Source organism: Proteiniclasticum sp. (assembly GCF_032054185.1).
In the GTDB taxonomy this organism is placed as follows: Bacteria; Bacillota; Clostridia; order Clostridiales; family Clostridiaceae; genus Proteiniclasticum.
In genome coordinates this window covers 1-22803 of the sequence record NZ_DAMBTF010000016.1, presented here as the reverse complement: position 1 = coordinate 22803, position 22803 = coordinate 1, and the positions used below count along the sequence as shown (strand labels likewise).

Genomic DNA, 22803 nt, shown 5'->3' with positions numbered 1-22803 from the left:
ATCTTATCCGGGAATTGCTATAATAGACTAGACAGAAAGAGAGGAGAATGAAGATGAAAAGAGAAAATCTTGAAATCATGATGCCGGATCTGACGATGAGAAAAATAAGAATCGCACTACCTGATGATTACAGAGAATCGGATAAAATCTATCCTGTGCTGTACATGTTTGATGGTCAGAATCTTTTTGAGGAAAAGGATTCCTTTGCCGGAACAGTATGGAATGTTCATGGTGCTATGGACAGGATGGTCAAGGAAAAGAATATGAGCCCAATGGTCATCATCGGGATCGACAATGGTGGAGATTCAAGGCTTGACGAGTACGGTCCATGGCCATTCAGAGATGAAGAGTATTCCTCACGAGGTGAAGGGGAGCTTTTTGCAGATTTTTTTGTGCAGACCTTATTGCCGCAAATGGAAGCGAAATACAGAATATCAAAGGAGAGAAAAGGAAGATTTATTGCCGGAAGCTCCATGGGTGCTCTGATTACGGCCTATATCGTAACAAAGTATAAGGATATCTTCTCCACAGCAGGAATCTTTTCGTTGGCTTCCTGGGTATCGGAAAAACCTTTCCTTGAGATGCTCATGAATGTTGGAAGCTATGAGAATACCAGATTTTTCCTGCAGGTCGGAACGGAAGAGAACCGGCTTGAAGATGGAAAACCGGATTATGATGAATCTCAGAAATACATAAATAACAGTCTCAATTTCCTGAAAGCGGTGATTCTTAAAGGTGCGAATATCAGTGATATTTGTGTCAATATCGGTGCAGGAAAGACACATAATGAGGGAGCATGGGCTGGTTATATGCCGGAATTTCTTCTCTGGCTGGATGAGTCTTTAGGATAGGAATAAAGAAAGCTATGGCTGATCACCATAGCTTTCTTGCATGTGGAGGCTCATTCGGTCTCCAGCTGCCCTGTAATGGCCTTCATTACCGTTCCGGCAGTCGACCAGGCCCATTGGAGGTTGAAACCCCCGCAGGCACCCAGGACCTCCAGTACCTCACCAGTGAGATACAGCCCTGGAACCTTTCTTGATTCGAGGCTTCTCTTGACCTCTTTTATATCTACACCTCCAAAGGTGCCCTGGGCCATATTGAAACCTTGTGTTCCTGTAATGTTGAAGGACCATGATTTTAGAAGTTCAGATAGTCTGAAGAGATTTCTATGATCGATTTCACCAAGGATTCCTGATGGACGATCAATTCCTGATTCCTTAAGGAGAATCGGGATCAGTTTACTTGGGAGAATACTTTTGAAGGCATCGATTGCGCTTCTATAGCTGAAAAGTGCGGCATGGTTGAGAATCATATCGGTAACCTCTGACTGATCCTTATCTGGAAATAAATCCAGACTTATTGCAAGCTCTTTCCCTTCTTCAAGATGGGGATGAAGAAACCTCGAAAGCTGAAGCACAGGAGGACCTGAAATTCCGTAGTCGGTGAAAAGGAGCTCTCCGTATTCTTTTCTGACCTCTTTACCTTTGACGAGAAGTGTTCCGCTTCCGTTCACTTTTACACCACTTAGTGCCCTTAATGAAGGATGATCCAGTTTCATCTGGACAAGAGAAGGCATGGGGGTGATGATCCTATGACCAAGACTTCTTAGTATTTTAAACATGGAACCGTCAGAACCTGTTCCTGGAGCGGCCATTCCACCGGTACTGATTATAAGTTTTTCACATTCATACTGATCCAGATTTGTGGTCACGGTGAAATTACGCCCCTTCTTTCTGATACCGTTCACTTTTTCGTTAAGCTTCACCGTGACGTTTTTTTCTGTTAGCGATAACCGGAGAATATCCACAACGGAGGATGACTGAAGGGAAAGAGGATACATTTTATGGTCATCCAAAGTCGTTACGTTCAGTCCGAGACTGCTGAAGTAGCTTAGTGTGTCATAGAGATCATATTCCTCAAGAGGAGAATAATCATACTGCTCATCTGAACAGGAGTACATTTCCCTGTAGTTTTCCATAACTTTCTCATTGGTCAGGTTGCATCGACCATTACCCGTTGTGAGAAGCTTTTTAAGGATTCTGTCTTTCGACTCTATGATCATTACATCTTTTCCGTAATCGGCAAGAAGAAGTGCCAGGAATACGCCTGATGCGCCTCCGCCGGCAATGATGATATCGTGTTTCTTCATATAGGTTTACCTCATTTTATTTACTCTTGTTTCTCATTATAGTATACGTGAAAAGTGACCTCTCTGCAGAGGGATATGCTGGGCTAATTCGTATAAAGTATGGAAATGTTGAGGCTAAAAGGATATAATTATAGAAAGGTGAAAATGTTTACGCACAAGGAGGAGTTTATTATGCAGGCAAGTGAACTGATGGAATATAAGAACTGGATTATCGCAGGAGACGTTCATAATGAAACGAAATATGCAGGCAGAATATTCAAGAAGCTTGAAAGAAGAGGCTATAACGTCATAGGCATGCATCCCTTAGATACCAGGGAAGATGTCTACAATTCCTTTGCTGAGCTTAAAAGTCTTGAGGACAGATTTGAAGTCCTGAATCTCGTTGTCAATCCGAAGAGAGGTTTTGAAATCATACAGGAAGCACAGGAGTATGGAATCAGGATGGTCATGGCACAACCAGGTGCGAGAAGTCATGAGATCCGGGAGTTTTGCGCAGAGCATGGTATAGAATATGTTGAAGGATGCACATTGGTGGAGCTCAGTTACTGAAAATAACTTGAAATGTTTTTGGAAAAAAATGTTGACAGTCTGTTAAATGTTAGGTATTATAGTCTTTGTCAGGTTAACGCCCAAGTTAATTTTGACAAAAATGAATAAAGATTAATGGCGATATGGCCCCTTGGTCAAGCGGTTAAGACACCACCCTTTCACGGTGGTATCAGGGGTTCGAGTCCCCTAGGGGTCACCATTTTTTTTATGTATGGGAGCATAGCTCAGCTGGGAGAGCATCTGCCTTACAAGCAGAGGGTCACAGGTTCGATCCCTGTTGTTCCCACCATATATGGCCCAGTGGCTCAGTTGGTTAGAGTGCCGGCCTGTCACGCCGGAGGTCGAGGGTTCGAGTCCCTTCTGGGTCGCCATTTCCATTTAACTTAAGGCCCCTTGGTCAAGCGGTTAAGACACCACCCTTTCACGGTGGTATCAGGGGTTCGAGTCCCCTAGGGGTCACCATTTTTTTTATGTATGGGAGCATAGCTCAGCTGGGAGAGCATCTGCCTTACAAGCAGAGGGTCACAGGTTCGATCCCTGTTGTTCCCACCATATATGGCCCAGTGGCTCAGTTGGTTAGAGTGCCGGCCTGTCACGCCGGAGGTCGAGGGTTCGAGTCCCTTCTGGGTCGCCACTTGCTGGTGTGGCTCAATGGTAGAGCAGCTGATTTGTAATCAGCAGGTTGATGGTTCGATTCCGTTCACCAGCTCCAGTAGAAACTCACTTTTATAGTGAGTTTTTTTTATTGCGTAAAAAACGGTTCTGGTCTTTAACTCAACACAAGATTGTGAGCAACCTGTGGAAAAGTTGGGGGTTATACCCGAGTTATCCACAATCATACTTATATTTCGTAGCTTAACGGCTACGCGGCTGTGGATAAAATTCCTATAACTTATGATTAATTTAGCCCATATCACTATTGAATGAATATGCAGTTTATGATTGAAGCCTTTAATATGATTATATTCATAAAAGTTAAAGCCCCAGGTTAACCTGAGGCTTTTTTCGTTCTTTCATGATTTTTTTTGATTCTAAGATCTTCTCCAAGGAATTTATAAATATTGAAATCACCTACAAGCCTTGAGTAGATTCGCTCATCATACTTGTTTTTCAGGTTTTCCAAAGTCAGATTTGTAGAGATGATCATTTTCTTTTTCCTGAGCAGCTTGGCATTAAGGAAGTTGAAAAGTTCAACTTTTGAAAATTCAGTAGTGAGTTCGGTACCGAGATCGTCAATAATGAGAAGATCACAGTTCAGAAGGAGATCAAGAAGTTCCACATTTTCATGAAATTTGACTTCCTTCAGGTTCTGGATTAGACCATCTGCTGTTCTATAGACCACCAGGTGACCTGCATCAAGCAGCTCTTTTGCAATACAGCTGGAGAGGAAGGTCTTACCTGTTCCTGGGCTACCGAAAAAGAGCAGATTGCTTTGGGTATTACGAAAGTCCCTGATATATCCAAGGCAGGTTTCCAGTATATTGGCCATGTTTTCTCTTGGTGAAAGTGGATATGGTCCTTCTTCTCTGTCATACAGGTCCAGTTTGAAATTACTGAAAGTATAATCCCTTATCAGATCGTTGAAGTCAGAGGTACGATGATAAACATCAATCAGATTCTTTTTGTAGCAGTTGCACTTATCCTGACGGATATAGCCCGTATCCTGGCATTTTTCGCAGGTGTAATGATGCTCGAGATAGTTGAGGGGATAACCGAGCGAACTTAGAATTTCCAGTCTACGTCCTCTAAGCTCTGTGATTTCATTTTTCAGTTTGGGAAATTCCTTCTCATGATCGATATTCTTTTTGAAATTGAGCATGGCAAGGTCGATGCTGAGCTTTGCTACCTGTCGATCTATGGCAGGAAGCTCCGGTGCTCTCTTTTCCACTTCTTCTTTTCTTCTGAGAAGTGCCTGGTTTTCCTTCTCCCGTAGCTCCTCATATTTCTTCATGATGAGTCCATGGTATCCTTTTATCATTTATCCCACCCCAATAGTTTTCTCTCCAGATCATCATAGTCGTATTCGCGTTCCGTGAAATCCTTGTCCTGACTCTTCTTTGTGGGTCTTGATTTCCTCGGTTTTTTCTCGTTTTTCTCGATGTCCTGAAGGGTCTTGATGTCATCCTTGAGCCATGATCTGAGGATTCCGTTGATATAGCCCATTTCAACTTTACCCAAGGTGTTGAAACTGATATCGCATGCTTTCAGAATCATTTCTGTAGTGAATCCGAAAGTGTAGAACCATTTTTCCAGAAGGTCTTCCTGAGGTTTCGGGATATCCTTATCGCTCATGCCGATATAGGTCAGCACTTTTCTGTAGTTCATCCACTTTTCTTCATGTTTTTTGATGTTCTGCTGTGCAAGCTCTGCGGTTTTAATACCCTGACTGTCCCAGCTGATGGCTACTGTTTCAATATATTTCATATTGGGCTTTCCCTTTAGGACACAGTGCTGAACCAGAAGAATAATCACTTCCTCTGCCAGTTTATACTGCTCCTTGAAGTAGAGAAATTTCTCCGCTTCAGAAGAGGAAAGCGGTCTACCCATGAGCATGGAGATTTCCTGCAGCATAGGATCCATATTCTCGGTTCTCTTCTCAGGTTCGCTGGTAGGTTTCTCGGACTGAACAGGATTTTCCTCGCTTCTTGTCAGCAGGGGGCTTACAAGACTCTGACTTTCTTTGATTTCAATAGACATGCTGCCATGAGCATCGATGGTATGAAGTGAGATGAGACCCACCTGATCCCAGTACTCCAGAGCCTTGAAGACATCTGTCTCGAGAAGGCCAAGAATATCAGCCAGAAAATTCGATGTGACTCCATCTTCACCCATCTGCGTATACCTAAGCAGAGTGATGTAAACTTTCACGTATTCACCTCTTGCCTTTGGCATGAAGTAATCTACGAAGTTTGCAGACAAAGTCACGATATTCGATTTATATGGTTTAAGCATAATGGTGCTCATTTTATATCTCCCCGTTTGTGTGATAAGAAAATTATAACAAAAATCACAATGAAAATTCATGTGAACGCAAAATTTCAAATATTTAAGTAAAAATAAGGGACCTTAAAGGTCCCCTTATATTATAAAGATATGATATTGGGATCCTTAAGAGGTATAGTAGCCACAACAGAATCCTTTTTGAAGTTGAAGTTTTTCCAGAGCTGGAATCTGTCCACTTTAAAATGGTTATCGGTTTTCTTTCGGAGAACATTCTGGAACTGATCCAGATCCTTCGTTACACCGCCATTGTATAGAATCAGCTGAACCGTATCCTTTGATTCAACAGCCTGTTCATCGCGGACCTTGAAACCATGTAATCCAAGCATGGTATTGAAATTTCGGGACAGCCGTTTGACGTATCCGAAGTTCATGACATCTAGTCCGATTGTTTTGTAGTCTTCGTCAAAGGACAGCTTACCTTGCACATCGATTTTAAAGAGTCTGACTGGTTTTGAGATATCTCTTATGATTTCCTCAAGTTTGTTTAAATCCGGATCCTCTATAGTTTCAAGAACTATACCATAGAAGGATGTCTTTTTCTTTGGTTTGATTTTTTTGATCAGACCTCTGGTCGAGTTCTCTATGGTCTTACCTGAATCCTTGTCCAGAAGTGCTACAAGATAATATTTCATGTACTGCTGCCTCCGCAATTGTTTTTTATCATTATATCATAACTTACCTGAGTGCAGATGATTTTGTAGGGGCAGCGAAGTAATCTCATGTGGTCTATTTTGTGAACTGATGAGAACCCAATCCATTAGCAGAGACTGCAACCCCTCTTGATCAGTAGTTTACAGGTGATATGCAAGGATGTTCAAAGTTCATAATTTAGGTAAGAATAAGAGGAAGATTTATGTTATAATGTATTGTGATATTTTAACATGGGATGACTGTAATAAGGCTTGAATGCCAGAATCTTTGGGGGGTCCAAAAAGAAGGTGCCCGTGCCTTAGGAATAAGAACCAGATGAAGTACGAAAATAAAGGTGGAATATATGGAAAAATTAATTATCAACGGTGGAGCTAAGTTATATGGAGAAGTTGAAATCAGTGGTGCAAAGAATGCGGCGGTAGCTATTTTACCCGCAGCAATCATGGTAGCGTCAGGAATATCCGAAATTGAAAATATTCCGGATATAGACGATGTTCACTGTCTGGAAAGAATCATTCAATCTATCGGCGGCAAAATCATCAAGAACGGTTCAACTTATTCAGTAGACTGTACTGGAGAACTTAGAGTCATAGCAGATACAGAAGATGTAAGAAAGATGAGAGCGTCATACTATCTGGTAGGTGCACTCCTTGGACGATATAAAAGCGCAAAAGTCGAGCTTCCTGGAGGATGTCCTATCGGCGTCAGACCCATGGATCAGCATATTAAAGGCTTTGAAGCCCTAGGTGCAAAGGTGACCATGGATCACGGTTCAATTACTGTCAAAGCGGACAGACTTATAGGAACCAATATCTTTTTTGACGTGGTTTCTGTAGGAGCGACGATTAATGTTATGCTTGCAGCAACTCTTGCCGAAGGACAGACTGTCCTTGAAAACTCAGCAAGAGAACCCCATGTGGTTGATGTAGCGAACTTCCTGAACACCATGGGCGCAGACATCAAAGGTGCAGGTACAGACGTCATCAGAATCAACGGCGTCACGGAACTTACAGGATGCAACTACAGTGTCATTCCTGATCAGATCGAAGCGGGTACCTATATGATCGCTACAGCTGCCTGCGGCGGCAAGGTGACCATCAAGAATATCATTCCGAAACATATGGAATCCATCTCAGCAAAGCTGGAAGAAATGGGTGTTCTTGTTGAGGAATTCGATGACAGTCTGGTGATTACATCAGATCCTAAAAATCTTAAGTCATGCAACATCAAGACTTCACCTTATCCCGGGTTTCCGACTGATGTTCAGCAGCCCATGAGCGTGCTCATGAGCATTGCCAAGGGTAGAAGCATCATCAATGAAAGTATCTGGGAGTCAAGATTCAAGCATATGGATGAACTGAAGAAAATGGGTGCATGTGTTCTTGTTGAAGGAAGAACCGCGATCATTGAAGGCGTGGAGAAACTATCCGGAGCCAACGTCCGTGCAACGGATCTCCGAGCAGGTGCAGCAATGATCATCGCCGGACTGATTGCTGAAGGAAAAACCGAAATCAGTGACATCGAACATATTTATAGAGGATATCCTAAAATCGAAGAAAAATTCAGAGAATTAGGTGCAAATATTAAAGTCGAAAAGTGCTAGGAAGTGAGACCATGATTTTTTGTTCATTATATAGCGGATCCAGCGGAAACAGTATTTTCGTCGGTTCGGAAAAGACAAAAATTCTTGTGGATGCGGGCTTGACTGGAAAGAGCATCATCAGTGCACTGGAAAACATTGGAGAAGATCCTCGAGAACTGAACGGGATCCTTATTACCCATGAGCACAGCGATCACGTGAAGGGCGCAGGAATTATGTCCAGAAAATTTGATATTCCCATATTCGCCAATGAAAAAACCTGGATAGCCATGGAAAGATGCCTAGGGAACATCAAATCCCACAACATCAGACTGGTGGAGAAGGATTTTACCATAAGAGATATGGAGATCACAGCCTTCAGAGTTCCCCATGATGCGGTAGCCTGCAGAGGGTATACCATTTTTCATGGCGGAAAGAAAATCAGTATTGCAACGGATATCGGTGTATTTACGGAAGAAATCAGAAACAACATCATGGAATCGGATCTTGTTCTGCTCGAAAGCAATCATGATGTCGAAATGCTCAAATTCGGTCCTTATCCTTACGATCTGAAAAGAAGAGTCCTGAGCGAAGTCGGGCATCTGTCCAATGTGGATGCGGGAAAAGCTGCTCTTGAAATTCTGAAACAGGGATCCAAAAAGATCGTTCTCGGACATCTTTCAGGAACGAACAATATACCAGAACTGGCATTCAAGACGGTAGAGAATATTTTTCTTGAGGAGAAGCTTTCCATTGGCCAAGGCCTTGATGTTGATCTAGCCCTTGCCAGCAGAATAAGACCCTCAAGCTACACGGAGGTTTAAATGGAAATCATATACTGCTGCAATGAAGATTATGATATGGGCATTGATGACTTTATATTGGAACATGAAACCTTCCCGATCATTGAGAATGATGAGAACCATGAATGTCAGTACTGCAGAGAAAAATCATTATATCGCCTGGTTATGCCTTTGAAAGTAGAAGAGAAAGGCAATGACGTGGTATAATAACAAAGCATAATTTGAACAATCGAAGGAGATTAGAACATGAATTTATACAAAAGTTGGAACGACATGGTCGTTGACTATGTAAAAACTAAAGGAGAAAAGGCTTTCTGGGAAGAGTATTCAAAGGTTGAAGGTGGAATCTACACAAAGATTCTTGCGCAGCCAAATGAGAAGTTCACCTACAAGATCAGTGATCTTGCTAAGGAAATGAATACTACAGATGAATTTGTTATGGGATTCACAGATGGAGTCAACGATTCTCTGAACACACCTTTAGACCTTGAAAATATCGGTGCAGAGGATGAAATCACACTGGATATCAATCTGGAAAGACTTTATTACAATATGCTTGATGCCAAAGCTGAGTATCTTTATAATATTCCGGCATGGGAAGAAATTCTTACTGAAGAAAAGAGAGAAGAAATCGCAAAAGAGCTTAAAGATTCAAGAACTGTAAGAAATGAAAATAAGATCGGAAGAAACGATCCATGTCCTTGCGGAAGCGGGAAGAAATACAAGAAATGCCACGGTAAGGCATCTTAATCGATTTTCACCTGATACGAAAGACTCTGTAACTGTATGGTTATGGAGTCTTTATTAAATTCTTAAGTTTTTCATAAATAGCAGTCAATTCTTTTTTTTGATACCATTTGATGTTTAATGTAGAGTAATATTTAGGTTAGTTGAAAAAAGGGGGGAGATATGACTATGAATAAGAGCGATAAATGGAAGAAACTGATGGTCATGAGCCTGCTTGCCATGGTCATGAGCTTTCCTGTGGGCTGCAGCAAAGAACCTGTACCAGATGATGTGTTGCCTGAATCAGAAAGCGCAGAGACAGAGACTCAAAAGGATTTTAAAAGCGATTCGGGGAAAATGAGCATTACAGCAACAGATCTCTGGACGGTTGATGAATCACTTCATGATGAATCCGAGCTTTCATTATATAATGAAGAATATCAGTCCTATCTCATGATCCTCACAGATGAGAAAAAGGTATTCCCGGGAGATACCGATCTCGACGAATACGGTGATCTGGTTTCAGAGTCGACCATGGAAGGCCTTGATGAAGGGAAGCTATCTGAAGTGAAAACTCTTCAGGTGAATGGTCTGGAGGGTAGAACATTCCAGATTACCGGACTTGTGGACGGAACTTCTGTAACTTATAAATTTATGGTACTTGAAGACGAAACCGAATTCTATCAGGTGATCATGTGGAGCTTCAGTGAGAATATCGAGAACAATACTGAATATTACGAGAAAATCCTGAATTCGTATAAAGTGTTTAAGTGAGGTGACCCATTGAAAAGCAATATGGAAATCAGTATCATCACTGTCGGAAAACTGAAGGAGGACTATCTGAGAAGAGCTCAGGAGATATTTCTCAAGGAAATCGGAAACAGAATCCGGATCAGAGTGGTCGAAGTGAAGGATGAAAAGACAAAAGAAAATGCATCGGAAAAAGAACTCAATAGAATCAAGAACAATGAAGGTGCTGGTATATTGAAACATCTGGATTTAAAAGGTAAAATCATCGCAATGGATATCAGCGGCAAAAAGACCACAAGTGAAGCGCTGAAAAAAATGCTTACCGATGAATGGGCTGACGAATCAAAGATTCAGTTTGTCATAGGCGGAAGCCTTGGCATATCTGACGAAGTGCTCCAGCTTTCACATAGAAGAGTATCCTTCGGCCCCATGACCTACCCTCATCAGCTCTTCAGAGTGATGCTGCTCGAGGAACTTACAAAATCGATTTAGGTTAAACCTAAGATATAGGAGACGATACCATATGGATAATACAAGAATGTCAAAAAGAAACACTCGAAAAAAGAATCCGCTGCTTGAAGGTTTTATTCTGCTTATTTTCCTGTTTTTTTCCATCACATTCATGGAAATCATATTAAGGTTTAATACTGAATCGATCTTCTTTAATGATGGACTGCTCTACTCAGTTCTATCTGCTGGAATTACGGCACTGCTCATCTATCTTTTTGCCAGTTTTTTCAACGGCGGATGGAGAAATATCGTAGTCTTCACTTCCATGGGGCTGGTCACCCTGCTCTTTGCCTCTCAGCTGATCTACTATAAGATCTTTAAAACGTTCTATACGGTTTACTCAGCAAAAAATGGAGCCCAAGTACTTGAGTTCATCAATGATATCCTGTTTGCAATAGGCAAAAACTTCCACTGGCTGCTCCTTCTTTTCCTGCCTATGATCATCTTCCTTGTGCTCAGTGCAAAAGGTGGAAGATCAAGATATTCCTTCAGCTGGTTGGAAAGAGGAATCGTGGGCATTCTGATCGCAGTATTTTTTGGAATCACGCTTCTGGGCATCAATATGGGTGATAAGGAAGTCAATTCTGCGTTTGATGTCTACTATAAGAACAATTACCCGGTAGCTTCTGTAAACCGTCTCGGACTTGTCACAAGTATGAGACTGGATCTGCAGAGAACGCTTACCGGATTTGAACCGGCTCTTGCACCACCTCCCCCAGTGGCTGAGGCGCCGGAAACACCAGAAGAACCTCAAGAGACACCCGGTGGAGTGGAAACTCCGGTGGAAGAACCTGTAGTATATGAAGATCAGGTCATGGACATCGACTATGAAAAAATAATCGGTGAAACCACAAATGAAATTCTGAAGAATATGCATATCTATTACAGTACGAGAAAGCCTTCAAAGGAAAACGAATATACCGGCAAATTTGAAGGGTATAATCTCATTCTCATCACAGCAGAAGGATATTCTCATTATGCTGTAGACGAAAATGTAACGCCTACATTATATAAGATGACTCAGGAAGGATTCAATTTCACGAATTTCTATAATCCGATCTGGGGTGTGAGTACTTCCGACGGAGAATATGTAGCGACAACCGGACTCATTCCAAAAAGCGGTGTATGGAGCATGTACAAGTCTGGTGCCATCTCCATGCCGTTTGCCATGGGTAATCAGCTGAGAAATATCGGATATAAAACAATGGCGTACCATAATCATACTTTTGATTATTACAATCGAGACGTCTCGCATCCTAACCTCGGCTACGACTATAAGGGGCTTGGCAATGGTCTGGATGTCAGAGCGACCTGGCCGGAGTCTGATATCGAAATGATGGAAAAGACTACAGATGAGTACATGAACGACGTACCGTTTCATGCCTACTATATGACAGTTTCCGGTCATATGAGATATTCCTTCGGTGGAAATTTCATCGCCAACAAGAACAAGGATCTGGTTAAGGACCTTCCATATCTTGATGCCGGTAAGGCCTATATGGCCACTCAGATCGAGCTTGACCGTGCTCTTGAGCATTTACTCGAGAAACTTGAAGAAGCCGGTGTAGCGGACAAGACCCTTATTGCTTTAAGTGCCGATCATTATCCTTACGGACTTGAATTGAATGAAATCGAAGATCTTGCAGGACATCCGGTTGATTCAAACTTCGAGCTCTATAAATCAAGCTTCATCTTATATGCAAAGGGGATGGAACCGGAGACCATAGATAGACCCGTCTCCAGTCTAGATATTATTCCAACGATCTCAAACCTTATGAACATCGAGTTTGACTCACGACTGCTCATGGGTGTTGATATGTTCTCAGACAACGATCCTCTGGTGATCTTCAACAACAGAAGCTTCATCACAGATAAGGGAAGATACAATTCCAATACCAAGACATTCACATTGAATGAAGGGGTGTCCATGACTCAGGAAGAAATCGATGATTACAGAAAGAAAATTTCCGATGAGATAGAGCGTCAGTTCTACTACTCGGCGATGATTCTTGATACAGACTACTATTCAATCGTAGTGAACAGATAATATTGATGAAGGACGTTTCCAGGTGAATGAAACGTCTTTTTCAATGTCCTTAAAAAAGAGTGAAGCTTGACTGATTCCTTTGCGGCAGGTGAGGAGATAACCTAGAATAGAAAATAGACACACCGTTGTCTGCCAGATTGCAAAATTCATTTAAGAGATTGGAGAGAAAAGATGAAGATAAGTGTAATTGGGTGCGGAAGATGGGGTTCTTTTATTGCGTGGTATCTGAACCGAAAAGGTCATGATGTATCATTATATGGAAGAAAGACCTCAAAAAATATGAGCCGGTTTCTGGAAACTGGAAGCAATGGGCTGATTACGCTCCCCGAAACGATAAGACTGGAAACAGAGCTTGAAAATACTTTTGATGCTGAGGTGATCATCATTTCGGTAAACGCTCAGGGACTGAGAGCGCTTATGCAGGAAATCAGGCCATCAGATCTGGAGAACAGGACATTTGTTCTGTGCATGAAAGGTATGGAGATTTCTACAGGAAAAAGACTCACAGAAGTCATGCAGGAATGCATTCCCGAGACTTCACAGGTTGCAGTATGGCTTGGACCAGGCCATGTTCAGGAATTCTATAAAGGGATACCCAACTGTATGGTCATCGATTCAGAAAATGAGGAAGTCAAGGAAATGCTGATCGATTCCTTCTCATCTGATCTTATCCGTTTCTATTACGGAAATGATCTGATCGGAAACGAGATCGGTGGTGCAACAAAGAACATCATCGGGATTGCTGCAGGTATGCTCGATGGTCTTGGTCTGTCCTCGTTAAAGGGCGCACTCATGTCCAGAGGGACACGTGAAATTTCCAGACTCATTGAAGCTTTAGGCGGAAACGTTCTGTCGGCTTATGGGCTCTGCCATTTAGGTGATTATGAAGCGACGGTTTTTTCGAGCTTCAGTCATAACAGAATGTTTGGTGAAACCTTCGTGAAAGGAGAGTCATACGGTGATCTTGCTGAAGGTTACCATACTGTTGCTGCGATTATGAAGATTTCCGAAAGTAAAAACGTGGATCTTCCCATCTGCAAAGCGGTCTATGACGTGCTGTTTGAGGGAAAAGATCCGAAAGGTACCCTGGATGCCCTGTTTATAAGAAGTCTTAAAGAAGAATTCTGATCAATCCCCTTCTGCTTATTGTTAAGCAGAAGGGGATATTTTCATACAATTGCAAATTTTCCTTCATTTTATAAACTGTACAGAATGAATTTAATCAATTATCACCCTAATTATTGACAAATTAGCATCTATTATTAATAATTATTTAACAATTGTTAAATTAATTGTTGATTCGTAAACAATCGAGTAGCATAATAAATTCTAACAAACTGCTCTGTAGTCATAAATATACATTGAGCGGTTAAATATAAGAGGGGGATAGTTATATGTTGAAAAAAGTTGTGTCGTTACTCATTACATCGCTTATGGTTTTCTCGTTAGCAGGCTGCCGTTCTGGAGAAACTCCAGCTGCACCTCCAGCAGAAACACCAGCAGAAACTCCGGCTGAAACACCAGAAGAACCTGCTGCAAATGCAGACTACAAGATCGGAATCATCACCGGTACTGTATCACAGGGTGAAGAAGAATATCAGGCTGCACAGAACATGATTAAGAAGTATGGTGACATGATCGTTACTGCAACTTACCCTGACAACTTCTCTTCCGAGACAGAAACAACTATTGCTAATGTAGTCGCGCTTTCTTCAGATCCTGATGTAAAAGCAATCGTATTTGTTCAGGCTGTTCCTGGAGCGGCTGCAGCAATTGACAAGGTACGTGAAACTCGCCCTGACATGCTCTTTATCAGCGGTGTTGCTGCAGAAGATCCAGCAACAATTGCAAGCAAGTCCGATATCGTTATGCTTGTTGATGAAATTTCAATGGGTAAATCCATTCCTCAGAAAGCAGCCGAAATGGGCGCAAAGACTTTCATTCATTACTCCTTTGCCCGTCACCTGTCCTATGCAACTATCGCAGCCCGTCGTGAGCTGATGATCGAAGAATGCAAAAAGCTTGGAATAGAATTTGTTGACGTTACTGCTCCAGACCCAACAGGTGATGCTGGTGTCTCCGGTGCTCAGCAGTTCATTCTTGAAGATGTTCCACGTCAGATCGCCCAGTATGGAAAAGATACAGCATTCTTCTCCACAAACTGCTCAATGCAGGAACCTCTTATCCGTTCAGTCCTTGAACAGGGTGCCATCTATCCACAGCAGTGCTGTCCAAGCCCATACCATGGCTATCCTGCAGCACTTAACGTAGATGTAAAAGGGCATGAAGGCGATGTACAGTATATGCTCGATTCCATCGATACAGTACTGACAGAAGCTGGACAGGAAGGAAGAATGTCCACATGGAGCGTTCCAATCAACATGCTGATGGTTGAAGCAGGTGTTGACTACGCGATTGAATTCCTTGAAGGAAGAACAGACGGAAATGTAGATGAAGCCGTACTTGGAAAGATCGTAAACGGAATCGCCGGCTTGAACGGCAAGCCGGCGGTTCTTTTTGATTTTAAATGCTTTCAGACATTAGAAGGGGGGATACAAAATTGGAAATGCATTATCTTCTCAATATGGATAATATTTCAAAAGAATACTATGGAAATAGAGTGTTGAAGAATGTAAGTCTTCAGGTAAAACCCGGAGAAATTCATGCACTGATGGGGGAAAATGGCGCAGGCAAATCTACACTCATGAATATTCTGTTTGGAATGCCGGTCATTCATCAGACAGGGGATACGAAGGGGAAGTGAAAATCAATGGGGAGCGTGTTGTCATTGATGCGCCACACCATGCCATGGATTACGGAATCGGAATGGTCCATCAGGAATTCATACTGATTCCAGGTTTCACCGTTACAGAAAATATCAAGGTAGGAAGAGAAATCACAAATCCTACCTTTTTGAGTCGTGTACTGGGCAGGAATCTGGAAACTCTGGATACGGAAATGATGAAGAAGGATGCGAAAAAAGCACTTTCGGATATCGGTCTGAATATTGAAGAATATGTTCGCGTAGCAGGACTGCCCATAGGCTATATGCAGTTTGTGGAAATTGCACGTGAAATCGATAAAACCGGAATCAAGCTTCTGGTATTTGATGAACCGACAGCAGTACTTACAGAGAGTAAAGATGAGAGGCTTCTTGAAATCATGAAGCTCATCGCCAGCAAAGGAATAGCCATTATCTTCATCACCCACAGACTGGATGAGGTCATGGCTGTTGCAGACAGTCTTACGGTCTTAAGAGATGGGGAGTTTGTCGCAAGGCGTGAAGTCAAAGATTCGAATGTCTTCGAGATTGCAGAGCTTATGATCGGTCGAAAAGTGGAAAAGCTGGTGGATGAGGATGTGGATCACAGGGTGCTGAGCGATGATGATATTGCGCTTTCACTAAGAGATTTTCATGTATACATGCCTGGTGAACTGGTAAAAGGGATAGACCTTGACATCAGAAAAGGCGAAATTTTCGGAGTCGGAGGACTTGCCGGGCAGGGGAAAATAGGCATACCCAATGGAATCATGGGTCTCTATGAGACAGAAGGCATCGTCACCTTTTTTGATCAGGCACTTGATCTGAATAGACTTGGTAATGCACTCGAAAATGGAATTGCCTGCGTTTCTGAGGACAGACGTGGTGTGGGACTTCTTCTTGGGGAGTTCATCGAAGAAAATATAGTCTTTTCAGCCATGCAGGTTAAAGAGAACTTCCTGAAGAAAGTAGGTCCCATCAAGCTCTTTGATCAGAAGAAGGCGAGAGCCCATGCGGAAGAGATGATCAGGCTTCTTGACATCAGATGTACCGGTCCGAAGCAGTCCGCAGGATCTCTTTCTGGAGGAAATCAGCAGAAGGTATGTCTTGCCAGAGCCCTGACAATGAATCCGAAACTTCTCATTGTATCTGAACCGACAAGGGGAATTGATATCGGAGCCAAAAAGCTTGTGCTCGAATATCTCATGAAACTCAACCGGGAAGAAGGAATCACCATCATGATGATCAGTTCGGAGCTTGTGGAGCTGCGTTCACTTTGTGACCGTATCGCCATCGTATCTGACGGTAAGGTGGCAGTAATCCTTAAACCGGATGCGCCGGATGCAGAATATGGTCTTGCAATGGCCGGAGCAAAGAAGGAGGGTGTGAAGCATGCGTGACAGACTGGCAAAAATCTATGACAATATCGGTCTTCCTAGAATCATCATCATCAGTTTCTTTCTGTTTATGCTGATCATTGCTGGTCCTTTAGGACTCAATGTTCAAGCACTTCTAGGGGATGCCATCAGAAGATGGGCAATGTACGGAATACTCGTTCTTGCTATGGTCCCTGCTGTTCAGTCCGGTATCGGTCTGAATTTCGGTATTTCACTCGGAATCGTTGCAGGACTCCTGGGAGCGACATTCACCATTGAAATGGGACTGACAAACCCGGTGCAGAGCATCATCCTTGCTATGTCCATAGCACTGGCACTTGGCAGCCTTCTGGGCATCGGATACGGTATTCTTCTAAACCGTGTAAAAGGTTCGGAAATGACCGTTTCCACCTACGTGGGATTTTCCATCATCGCCTTCATGAATATGGTATGGCTTTCCCTGCCGTTCAAAAGCGGGGAACTCATCTGGCCTCTTGGCGGACAGGGTATGAGAAACACCATCAGTCTTGCGAGCAGTTTCGGCGGTGTTTTCAACAATATACTCGATTTTACAGTCGGCATAAGAGATGGTGTGCCATACTTTGTGACCGGTAATGACAATTATGGACTATATATCCCTACAGGACTGATTTTATTCTTCCTGTTTTCCTGCTTCATGGTTTGGCTCTTCATGAGAAGCAAAGCCGGTATGGCCATGAGCGCGGCAGGAGCCAATCCTGCGTTCACCAAGGCTTCCGGTATCAACGTCAATCGGATGAGTATACTTGGAACAGCCATTTCCACAGCACTTGCCGGTGTAGGTATCATCATCTATGCACAGAGCTACGGATTCCTGCAGCTGTACAATGCACCGCTTATGATGGGCTTCCACTCTGTTGCGGCAGTGCTCATCGGAGGCGCGAGTATAAGCCGTGCAAAAATTTCCCATGTCATCATCGGAGCATTCCTGTTCCAGGGAATTCTGGCGGTTGCGCTTCCTGTAGCCAACAAGGTTCTTCCGGAGGGAAATCTTTCTGATGTCATCAGAATCATCATTTCCAATGGGATTATCCTCTACGCATTATCCAAAACAAAGGGAGGTGCGAAGTAATGACGATAAAAAATAAAATTCTTGATTTTCTGGGTGAAAATAAAGTTGTTCTGCTTTTTGTTCTTCTCTGCATTGGCGCCATTGCCGCCTCTGGCAATCCGCTGACATTTGTGGCAGGTGAACTCTTTACAAGAATCGGCCGTAACGGGTTTATGGTGCTTGCTCTTCTTATCCCGGTACTTGCCGGTATGGGACTTAATTTCGGTATCACCATCGGTGCCATCGCCGCGCAGATTGCTGTTTTCTGGATTGTATACTGGGGATTTACCGGTATACAGGGATTCCTTTTAAGCGTCGCTATGGCGACGCCTGTGGCAATCTTCTTCGGTTTCCTTGTGGGCAGGCTCTTCAACAAAATGAAGGGAGCTGAAATGATTGCGGGTATGGTTCTGGGTTTCTTTGCAGACGGACTTTACCAGCTCTTCTTTCTCTATATCATCGGGGGAATCATTCCGGTCAGCAATGAGCGGCTCATCATCTCCGGAGGAATAGGTGTGAAGAATACCATTGATCTTGCAGGGAATCTGAAGTATTCATTGGACACCGTATCCATGCTGAAGCTTCTGGAAATTCTGTACATCCTTGCAATGGCTCTTTTCCTGATCAAAATCATATTCAATTTTGTCAAAAAGACCGGTGTGTCACCGGTGAAAGATTTCATACTGATGGGTGTTCTGACCGCGCTTTATGCAGTTACCTTTCTGCCCGGGGTGGAAAAATTTCTGGCAACCGATCGTCTTCTACTTCTTCATGGAGTGATCATCGGACTTGTCGCAATGCTGCAGGCTTGCGGCACGTCCAGCTCATCCTGTAAGATTCTCACGGATAACGCTCGAAAATTGAACAGAATCTATTGCAAACATAACGTTTTCATTGTATTATGTTAGTGAATTAACAAACAATCTCATGAATATGGGAAAAGGGATATTAATTAACGGAGGGGAAAACATGAAAAAAATTCTATCACTCTTACTGTCAGCTACTATGGTGATCGGTCTTGCAGCCTGCGGAACCGATAAGCCTGAGACACCTGCTGAAACACCTGGAAATGGTGCCGGTGAAACACTGGAAGGTACAGGAAAAGGCTATGGCGGAGAAGTTACAGTAAAAGTCACCATGGACGGCGACAAGATCGTTGAAGTTGTTGCTGAAGGTCCAGATGAGACAGAGGGTATCGGATCACTTGCAATTGATCAGCTTCCAGCTAAAATTGTTGAAGCAAACTCTGCCGATGTAGATGTTATTGCCGGTGCTACCGTAACGAGTAAAGGTATCATCTATGCAGTCAAAAATGCGACAGATCCAGACGCCAATCCTTGGCCGATTGTAAAAGATACTGATCCTGGAAATGTTGAAGGATCAGATGTGGCATTTGGTTTCGGTGTTTCGACTCTGGGCAGAAAAGGTCCTGGTACAGATGATAAAGAGACACAGGTATGGAGCTTCAATGAAGTTCTTGCAAGTGCACTTTTTGATGGTGACGGCAAAATACTTCGTCTTCATGTAGATCAGGTAGAAGTGGCTACACCTAACTATGATGGCGACGGCATGCCACACCTCAGCGGATTCCCTGGTCAGGGCGGATACAACTTTGACTCAGATCACGACGAGAAAGTGGACAGCGTTACCGAAGACACAGAGGAAAACTACATCAGCGAAATCGAGTCCTGGGTAACCAAGCGTGGCAGAGGCGACGCATATAAGATGGGTATGAGCACCTGGACAGAACAGATGAACGCTTATGAAGAGAGCTTTGTAGGCAAGACTGTTGATGAAATAGAAGACTGGTTCGAGAAATACACATCTGACAGAAACGGACGTCCTTTAAAGGATGGCGCAGAAGATGCAGAAGACAAGGCAAAATATGATGCACTCAGTGACGAAGACAAGGCAATGCTTGCGGACATCACATCAGAAGCGACCATGAGCCTGAATGACTCTCATGGAAACATCGTACAGGCGATCCGTAATGCATTTGAAAACAGAGAAGGTCTAGAAATCACTGAAGCTGAGTCCGCAGGTTTCGGTGCAACATTCATGCCAAGAGTAGGACCTGGAAAAGATGATAAAGACGTGCAGGTATACAGCTTCAATCAGGTGTTTGCTCATACAATGTTTGATGCAGACGGCAAAATTGTAGCAATACATGTTGACCAGCTTGAAGTTGCAACACCTAACTATGATGGTGATGGAATGCCTCACTTCAGCGGATTCCCTGGTCAGGGCGGATACAACTTTGACTCAGACCATGATGAAAAAGTGGACAGCACGACGGAAGATACAGAAGAGAACTTCTTCAGCGAAATCGAGTCCTGGGTAACCAAGCGTACCAGAGGCGAAGACTACAAAATGGGTATGAGCACATGGCAGGAACAGATGGATGCTTATGAAGAATTCTTCATCGGAAAGACTGTTGATGAAATAGAAGACTGGTTCGAAAAGTACACATCGGACAGAAACGGACGTCCTTTAAAGGATGGCGCAGAAGATGCAGAAGACAAGGCGAAGTATGACGCACTCAGTGATGAAGACAAGGCAATGCTCGCAGATGTGACAACATCAGCGACCATGAGTCTGAACGACAGTCATGGAGACATCGTGGCTGCAATCAGAGCTTCATTCGAAAATAAGGAAGTCATCAACTTAAAGGTAAAATAATCGCAGATCTTACCCAGATGCTTTGAAGGCATCTGGGTATTCTTTTTTATACACAGAGTGAACTGGAAGAAAATTAAGACAATATTCACAAAACATCTGATTCCATATGATACATTGATTTTAAGATCAATGCCAAAAAGGGGTGTAGTCATGGTTAAACGAATCTTCCAGATTGTGGGTGGTATCTTTATCCTTGCAGTTTTAGCGCTGGTTGTTATCTATTTTACGGATAATCGATACAGCCTCGCAGTAAAAAGCTACTCGGCACTTAGAAATGCGACCTCAATGGATCTCAGTTTCGAGAGCAATATGGGTATGGGAGAAGGTTCTCTTGGAATCAGTGGTGATACACTTCTTACCTTAAATCCGAGAGTATCCTATACAGAAGTCAGTCTTAATCTGGCAGCGCTGGGCAGGCAGAAAATCGTGGATATCTATACAGAGGGAGAAGAGGTATATCATAAATACAACCTGTCTTTTCTTCCCTGGCAGAAAGGAATGCCAGTCCTTCAGGAGGATGCGTTCAACCCCGCTGTATTTGGAAAGATGAATACAAAGGTGAACATTATCGATCTTCTGAAGTTTGTTTATATTCTGGACAAAGGCAGGGATGAGGAAATTGCTGAGTACTATACCACCGATTTTTTCACCATAGAGGAAATGAAAAGCATCCTCATCAGTGTACTGAATCTTGATCCCGAGCAGGTGAGGAGCTGGAACATCAAAGCTTATGAGATCAGAATCGCATTTAATAAGGAACGGGATGAGCTGGAGTTTCTGTCTGTCATGTTTGATCATGATGTATCAGGCGTAATCCTTAGCAACAGCTTCATACTGAACATCAAATCTCTTAATAGTGTTCCGGAGATCGATGTTCCTGAGGGCCTCAATACCGATTAAATATAGGAGGGGAACTATATTTTTCGAAGACAATACATGTTGAGAACCCTTTGTGTTAAAATAGATGACAGCATATAAAGAGAAAAGGGAAAAATAAGGAGATAAGATGGATTATATTTTTTGCAATATCAGCTGGATGAAATATTATAACGGACTTACTGAGAAGGACAGACCTAAGAACGGCGGTGTCCTGATCAAGGATCCTTCTGATGTTTTTGAAAAGGATAATTTCAGAGATTTCAACGGCAGGTGCTACGGATATGTCCGCACAGGCGGGAGCATTCTACTGGACAAGCATTTCAGAAGTGTCGCTCAAGGAGCCAAATCACTTCAGGGCGTAACAGTCATCTGGTGTGCCGCCATTAATGATGAGGAAGCAAGAATTGTCGGCTGGTACCGAAATGCCACCGTATACAGAGAGATGGTCAGTCTGCCTCTCTATGAAGAAGAGTATATTCACTTCAACTTCATGGCCGATGCGAAAGACTGCTATCTTCTTCCTGAAGAAGAGCGAAGCTTTGCCATAAAGCGATCTAAATCGTCGGCACCTCAGAAAGGCGCATCAAAGTCCAATATCTGGTATGCAAAATCTGAATATGGAAGAAAAGAATTCATTCCAAGAGTGGAGCAGTTCATCGAAGACTACAAGGGCGATTTTGTTCCATTCCAGATCAGGAAAAATCTTTCTGATGCACTTCCGCAGGATGGATCCGAAAGCTATGAGCATTATATGGAAAAAGCGAAATCTTTCTATGATGAAGGTGACTTCAGAAATTCTGTCATCTACTACAATGGTGCGTTGAAGCTCGACAGAACCTATGATGCGGGTCTTGGACTTGCCAACGCATATTATCAGCTGAATGCATTCCGTGCAGCACTCAGCATTATTGAAAATCTGATTCAGAAGCATGGAGAGAACAAGGAGCTTGTTGAGCTTGCGTTCATTGCCAGTGACTTTATGATGGACAAGGAAAAGGCGCCGGTGTATTTCAGAAAGCTAAGCGAACTCGAAGGAAATAATCTGTCCGACACCGAGTATTACGATTATCTTAATGAAATTACCGATCTTCAGAGAACTTATGGTCAGTATCTATAGAAAACTGAAGTTCAGAGCATAGAAAATTTCATGAACCGGGAAGAGGAGTAGAATCCTTTTCCCGGCTTTTCTTTCCCTTAGTGTAAAATTATTGTTGGTTAAAGAAAAAAGAGAATAGCTCTAACCGTGTT

Annotated in this window: 22 protein-coding genes and 7 tRNA genes; 25 read left to right on the top strand and 4 right to left on the bottom strand. The window is 42.9% G+C overall.

Going from position 1 to position 22803, the window contains the following annotated elements; genetic code table 11:
• The first annotated feature begins 53 nt into the window (after positions 1–53).
• Positions 54–851 carry an alpha/beta hydrolase-fold protein gene (locus RTX25_RS09865; protein WP_312653196.1) on the top strand — a complete coding sequence of 266 codons (798 nt, stop codon included), beginning with the start codon at positions 54–56 and terminating at the stop codon, positions 849–851.
• A gap of 50 nt (positions 852–901) precedes the next feature.
• Here the strand turns inward: RTX25_RS09865 and RTX25_RS09860 are convergent, their stop codons facing one another.
• On the bottom strand, positions 902–2152 hold the full coding sequence (locus tag RTX25_RS09860) for an NAD(P)/FAD-dependent oxidoreductase (RefSeq protein WP_312653194.1): 1251 nt from the start codon (positions 2150–2152) through the stop codon (positions 902–904).
• A 171-nt stretch (positions 2153–2323) separates the two neighbouring features.
• Here RTX25_RS09860 and RTX25_RS09855 point away from each other — a divergent pair, with 171 nt between their 5' ends.
• The 8 genes from RTX25_RS09855 (at position 2324) to RTX25_RS09820 (ending at position 3413) form a co-directional block, all read left to right on the top strand.
• Complete coding sequence (locus tag RTX25_RS09855; protein WP_312653192.1) at positions 2324–2701, top strand: CoA-binding protein; 378 nt, start codon at positions 2324–2326, stop codon at positions 2699–2701.
• Between the two features lie 124 nt (positions 2702–2825).
• Positions 2826–2900 (top strand) — tRNA-Glu (locus RTX25_RS09850).
• Positions 2901–2914: 14 nt separating this feature from the next.
• Positions 2915–2990: transfer RNA gene (locus RTX25_RS09845), tRNA-Val, on the top strand.
• Between the two features lie 5 nt (positions 2991–2995).
• Positions 2996–3072, top strand: a tRNA-Asp gene (locus RTX25_RS09840).
• Positions 3073–3088: 16 nt separating this feature from the next.
• Positions 3089–3163 (top strand) — tRNA-Glu (locus RTX25_RS09835).
• A gap of 14 nt (positions 3164–3177) precedes the next feature.
• Positions 3178–3253, top strand: a tRNA-Val gene (locus tag RTX25_RS09830).
• A 5-nt stretch (positions 3254–3258) separates the two neighbouring features.
• A tRNA-Asp gene (locus RTX25_RS09825) sits at positions 3259–3335 on the top strand.
• A 3-nt stretch (positions 3336–3338) separates the two neighbouring features.
• A tRNA-Thr gene (locus RTX25_RS09820) sits at positions 3339–3413 on the top strand.
• A gap of 276 nt (positions 3414–3689) precedes the next feature.
• Here RTX25_RS09820 and RTX25_RS09815 read toward each other — a convergent pair.
• The 3 genes from RTX25_RS09815 to RTX25_RS09805 form a co-directional block, all read right to left on the bottom strand.
• The gene (locus RTX25_RS09815) at positions 3690–4679 is read right to left on the bottom strand and encodes an ATP-binding protein (RefSeq protein WP_312653190.1); all 990 of its coding nucleotides are present in this window, start codon (positions 4677–4679) and stop codon (positions 3690–3692) included.
• Positions 4676–5665 (bottom strand): DnaD domain protein, encoded by a 990-nt coding sequence (locus RTX25_RS09810; protein WP_312653188.1) that lies wholly within the window; start codon positions 5663–5665, stop codon positions 4676–4678. The genes RTX25_RS09815 and RTX25_RS09810 overlap by 4 nt, the downstream gene beginning before the upstream one ends.
• 119 nt (positions 5666–5784) lie before the next feature.
• The gene (locus tag RTX25_RS09805) at positions 5785–6336 is read right to left on the bottom strand and encodes a hypothetical protein (RefSeq protein ID WP_312653187.1); all 552 of its coding nucleotides are present in this window, start codon (positions 6334–6336) and stop codon (positions 5785–5787) included.
• Positions 6337–6698: 362 nt separating this feature from the next.
• Between RTX25_RS09805 and RTX25_RS09800 the strand changes: the two genes are divergently transcribed.
• From RTX25_RS09800 to RTX25_RS09725, 16 genes are all read left to right on the top strand, one after another.
• Positions 6699–7958: a UDP-N-acetylglucosamine 1-carboxyvinyltransferase gene (locus tag RTX25_RS09800; protein ID WP_312653185.1), complete on the top strand. Its 1260-nt coding sequence runs from the start codon at positions 6699–6701 to the stop codon at positions 7956–7958.
• A gap of 11 nt (positions 7959–7969) precedes the next feature.
• The gene (locus RTX25_RS09795; RefSeq protein ID WP_312653183.1) at positions 7970–8758 is read left to right on the top strand and encodes an MBL fold metallo-hydrolase; all 789 of its coding nucleotides are present in this window, start codon (positions 7970–7972) and stop codon (positions 8756–8758) included.
• Positions 8759–8944, top strand: a complete 186-nt coding sequence (locus RTX25_RS09790) for a CxxH/CxxC protein (protein WP_312653181.1) — start codon at positions 8759–8761, stop codon at positions 8942–8944.
• A gap of 39 nt (positions 8945–8983) precedes the next feature.
• Entirely contained in the window at positions 8984–9487 is a 504-nt protein-coding gene (locus RTX25_RS09785; protein WP_312653179.1) for an SEC-C metal-binding domain-containing protein, read from the top strand.
• A 159-nt stretch (positions 9488–9646) separates the two neighbouring features.
• On the top strand, positions 9647–10237 hold the full coding sequence (locus RTX25_RS09780; RefSeq protein ID WP_312653177.1) for a hypothetical protein: 591 nt from the start codon (positions 9647–9649) through the stop codon (positions 10235–10237).
• A 9-nt stretch (positions 10238–10246) separates the two neighbouring features.
• Positions 10247–10705, top strand: a complete 459-nt coding sequence (locus RTX25_RS09775; RefSeq protein WP_312653175.1) for a 23S rRNA (pseudouridine(1915)-N(3))-methyltransferase RlmH — start codon at positions 10247–10249, stop codon at positions 10703–10705.
• 31 nt (positions 10706–10736) lie between these two features.
• Positions 10737–12770 (top strand): sulfatase-like hydrolase/transferase, encoded by a 2034-nt coding sequence (locus RTX25_RS09770; protein WP_312653173.1) that lies wholly within the window; start codon positions 10737–10739, stop codon positions 12768–12770.
• Between the two features lie 171 nt (positions 12771–12941).
• Entirely contained in the window at positions 12942–13898 is a 957-nt protein-coding gene (locus tag RTX25_RS09765; RefSeq protein WP_312653171.1) for an NAD(P)H-dependent glycerol-3-phosphate dehydrogenase, read from the top strand.
• A gap of 266 nt (positions 13899–14164) precedes the next feature.
• Positions 14165–15397 (top strand): DUF3798 domain-containing protein, encoded by a 1233-nt coding sequence (locus RTX25_RS09760; RefSeq protein ID WP_312653169.1) that lies wholly within the window; start codon positions 14165–14167, stop codon positions 15395–15397.
• Entirely contained in the window at positions 15394–15534 is a 141-nt protein-coding gene (locus RTX25_RS09755) for an ATP-binding cassette domain-containing protein (RefSeq protein WP_312653167.1), read from the top strand. Before RTX25_RS09760 ends, RTX25_RS09755 begins: the two co-directional genes overlap by 4 nt.
• Positions 15531–16931, top strand: a complete 1401-nt coding sequence (locus RTX25_RS09750) for a sugar ABC transporter ATP-binding protein (RefSeq protein WP_312653165.1) — start codon at positions 15531–15533, stop codon at positions 16929–16931. The genes RTX25_RS09755 and RTX25_RS09750 overlap by 4 nt, the downstream gene beginning before the upstream one ends.
• On the top strand, positions 16924–18018 hold the full coding sequence (locus RTX25_RS09745; protein ID WP_312653163.1) for an ABC transporter permease subunit: 1095 nt from the start codon (positions 16924–16926) through the stop codon (positions 18016–18018). Before RTX25_RS09750 ends, RTX25_RS09745 begins: the two co-directional genes overlap by 8 nt.
• Positions 18018–18905, top strand: a complete 888-nt coding sequence (locus RTX25_RS09740; protein ID WP_312653161.1) for a hypothetical protein — start codon at positions 18018–18020, stop codon at positions 18903–18905. The genes RTX25_RS09745 and RTX25_RS09740 overlap by 1 nt, the downstream gene beginning before the upstream one ends.
• 61 nt (positions 18906–18966) lie before the next feature.
• Entirely contained in the window at positions 18967–20676 is a 1710-nt protein-coding gene (locus tag RTX25_RS09735; RefSeq protein WP_312653159.1) for an FMN-binding protein, read from the top strand.
• A gap of 150 nt (positions 20677–20826) precedes the next feature.
• Positions 20827–21576, top strand: coding sequence for a hypothetical protein (locus RTX25_RS09730; protein WP_312653157.1), 750 nt, complete (start codon positions 20827–20829; stop codon positions 21574–21576).
• A gap of 106 nt (positions 21577–21682) precedes the next feature.
• Entirely contained in the window at positions 21683–22672 is a 990-nt protein-coding gene (locus RTX25_RS09725) for a hypothetical protein (RefSeq protein WP_312653155.1), read from the top strand.
• The last annotated feature ends 131 nt before the right edge of the window (positions 22673–22803 follow it).

What these genes read in the sequence shown, in the direction of transcription:
- RTX25_RS09815 (WP_312653190.1), bottom strand. Translation starts at nt 4,679, where the DNA reads ATGATAAAAGGATACCATGGACTCATCATGAAGAAATATGAGGAGCTA.
- RTX25_RS09730 (WP_312653157.1), top strand. Translation starts at nt 20,827, where the DNA reads ATGGTTAAACGAATCTTCCAGATTGTGGGTGGTATCTTTATCCTTGCA.
- RTX25_RS09780 (WP_312653177.1), top strand. Translation starts at nt 9,647, where the DNA reads ATGACTATGAATAAGAGCGATAAATGGAAGAAACTGATGGTCATGAGC.
- RTX25_RS09760 (WP_312653169.1), top strand. Translation starts at nt 14,165, where the DNA reads ATGTTGAAAAAAGTTGTGTCGTTACTCATTACATCGCTTATGGTTTTC.
- RTX25_RS09805 (WP_312653187.1), bottom strand. Translation starts at nt 6,336, where the DNA reads ATGAAATATTATCTTGTAGCACTTCTGGACAAGGATTCAGGTAAGACC.
- RTX25_RS09735 (WP_312653159.1), top strand. Translation starts at nt 18,967, where the DNA reads ATGAAAAAAATTCTATCACTCTTACTGTCAGCTACTATGGTGATCGGT.
- RTX25_RS09855 (WP_312653192.1), top strand. Translation starts at nt 2,324, where the DNA reads ATGCAGGCAAGTGAACTGATGGAATATAAGAACTGGATTATCGCAGGA.
- RTX25_RS09740 (WP_312653161.1), top strand. Translation starts at nt 18,018, where the DNA reads ATGACGATAAAAAATAAAATTCTTGATTTTCTGGGTGAAAATAAAGTT.
- RTX25_RS09860 (WP_312653194.1), bottom strand. Translation starts at nt 2,152, where the DNA reads ATGAAGAAACACGATATCATCATTGCCGGCGGAGGCGCATCAGGCGTA.
- RTX25_RS09765 (WP_312653171.1), top strand. Translation starts at nt 12,942, where the DNA reads ATGAAGATAAGTGTAATTGGGTGCGGAAGATGGGGTTCTTTTATTGCG.
- RTX25_RS09790 (WP_312653181.1), top strand. Translation starts at nt 8,759, where the DNA reads ATGGAAATCATATACTGCTGCAATGAAGATTATGATATGGGCATTGAT.
- RTX25_RS09800 (WP_312653185.1), top strand. Translation starts at nt 6,699, where the DNA reads ATGGAAAAATTAATTATCAACGGTGGAGCTAAGTTATATGGAGAAGTT.
- RTX25_RS09785 (WP_312653179.1), top strand. Translation starts at nt 8,984, where the DNA reads ATGAATTTATACAAAAGTTGGAACGACATGGTCGTTGACTATGTAAAA.
- RTX25_RS09745 (WP_312653163.1), top strand. Translation starts at nt 16,924, where the DNA reads ATGCGTGACAGACTGGCAAAAATCTATGACAATATCGGTCTTCCTAGA.
- RTX25_RS09795 (WP_312653183.1), top strand. Translation starts at nt 7,970, where the DNA reads ATGATTTTTTGTTCATTATATAGCGGATCCAGCGGAAACAGTATTTTC.
- RTX25_RS09770 (WP_312653173.1), top strand. Translation starts at nt 10,737, where the DNA reads ATGGATAATACAAGAATGTCAAAAAGAAACACTCGAAAAAAGAATCCG.
- RTX25_RS09810 (WP_312653188.1), bottom strand. Translation starts at nt 5,665, where the DNA reads ATGAGCACCATTATGCTTAAACCATATAAATCGAATATCGTGACTTTG.
- RTX25_RS09865 (WP_312653196.1), top strand. Translation starts at nt 54, where the DNA reads ATGAAAAGAGAAAATCTTGAAATCATGATGCCGGATCTGACGATGAGA.
- RTX25_RS09725 (WP_312653155.1), top strand. Translation starts at nt 21,683, where the DNA reads ATGGATTATATTTTTTGCAATATCAGCTGGATGAAATATTATAACGGA.